This window comes from Marinagarivorans algicola (assembly GCF_001292705.1).
In the GTDB taxonomy this organism is placed as follows: Bacteria; Pseudomonadota; Gammaproteobacteria; order Pseudomonadales; family Cellvibrionaceae; genus Marinagarivorans; species Marinagarivorans algicola.
Window position 1 is genome coordinate 1 of record NZ_LGAK01000094.1, and the last position, 1,867, is coordinate 1,867.

Sequence of the window (1,867 nt, forward strand, 5' to 3'; positions counted from 1 at the left end):
GGTAAAGGCCCAAGCGCGCCGCCTAAATAACCACCCGCAATAAGCCCTTCCCGCATTACCCACCATCACTCCTGCTCAACTACATAACCCTACGTTATAAGGTTGGGTTCTTGATGCTTTTTATTGCATTAACACCTTGTTAGCGATTGTGTTGGCGTGGTGATACGAGAGTCGATAAAACTTAGTGTCATTTTCTTTTTGGCATGCCTGTCTAAGTAATTTTATAAGTGATTGTAAAACAATAAATATTTACTGTTTTATTGATTGATTACAATAGGGATGTGTAACCTGTACGTTGTCCGCACTTCCTACACCACCTTCTCTAACTCTTTGTATGTGATCATAAGATACTGATTTTTCGACATCTAAATAACCATTACATATCGGACAGGTAAGAGCATTATTTAGAGCAATACTGATAAATAATTTGCTTTTTTGTTCATCTGATATTTTAGAACTACCACTTTGTACATCACCAGAAATCAATTTACCATCTAGCTGAGAAAATACAATCAAGTCATTTTGTGTAATTTCTTTCCCATCGTTTAATTTATCAACAATTTTCTCTAGCAAATTTTTGAATATATTAGCCCTTTTATGACTAATATGTTTTTGTAAAATAGTAGCGACAAGCTCTTTATTACTAATTAGTATATTTTCTAATTCTGATCTTACATTTGTAAATCTAGTGAAAAATGATTTATTTTTTTGTATTAGCTTTTCACTAAAAAGAGTTACGACACCCAAAAACATTGCACTTGAATGGCGACCTGTTGGGCCATAGAAATATATAGCGGGATGAAGCCCAAGACTACCGCGATCATTCCCCGTGATTCTTGATGCTAAAGTGATAGTTTTCTTCAATACATTCAGAGTGCCTTCACCAGAAAGGTCTTCAGGATATTTATCTAACTCCATTACTCCGTTTTGCTGGCTAGCATTTGCAATTAAGATAAAATCAATCAGTATTTGAATGGCTGTTCTTATACCCTTGGAGCCGCTTAGCGGTAGATCTAAAGTTTTGATAGGCTTTTTGATCTCAGGGTCAAATAATAAGCGATGTAATTTCAGAGACTTATCTTCAATAATTTCTGTTTTTTCTTTTGCAAATAAAGACCAATAACGATGACCTTTACCAGCTCGAATTATTGCTCTTGCAGCAATTGGTACAGGTCTTTTCCTATTCCTTAATAGCAATTCTTCAAGAGAATCTAACGGAGTTCCTTTCATATTGATATTAAAGAATGATGTCTCTGCTTTATCTGCATCTCCTTTTACCCACTGTACTGGCAACCCACGAGCAGTTAATGTACTTAATTTTTTTCTTTGTTCTGGAGTTATATCATCATTATCATTATCATTATCATTATCATTATCTTTTAAAAGGCTTTGATAATAACTCCAAGCACCAATTTTTTCTTTAACCATTTTTCTTGTTTTTTCTGCTGCCTTTCTTTGCTCTGAAGATATGTCATGTCCAAATAGTTTATGAGATATTTGCCCATCACCATAATCATCTTCCATCCAGGCACGGATAACACTTAATCGGTGCCCCCCATCAATAACAAATAAAAATGAAGGTGACATCCATAGGATTACTGAAGGAATTAAGTCTCCATTGATATAGCAATCAAGCAAAGATACGACTTGGTCTGGTGTCCAATGATTTGTTTCCCTTTGAAAATCCGGCTTTCTTAGTAAGGCCACTATTGGGCTACCTGAAGCTAATTCACGAGCAGGAATACTATTGAATGTTTCAAAAGACGAATTTTCATCTTGCTTATGAGCAAAATCTGCTCTTTTGATCATTGCATCAAGGTTTACTAAGTTTGACTTAGCTGCCATGTTATTTCCTTTTTTTATTTGG

The 1,867-nt window shown here is 35.0% G+C and carries 1 protein-coding gene; it reads right to left on the minus strand.

Annotation, left to right across the window (positions count from 1 at the left end):
- Positions 1 to 249: 249 nt before the first annotated feature.
- On the minus strand, positions 250 to 1,867 hold a 1,618-nt coding region (locus AC438_RS16275; RefSeq protein WP_238376427.1), incomplete at its 5' end, for a GmrSD restriction endonuclease domain-containing protein.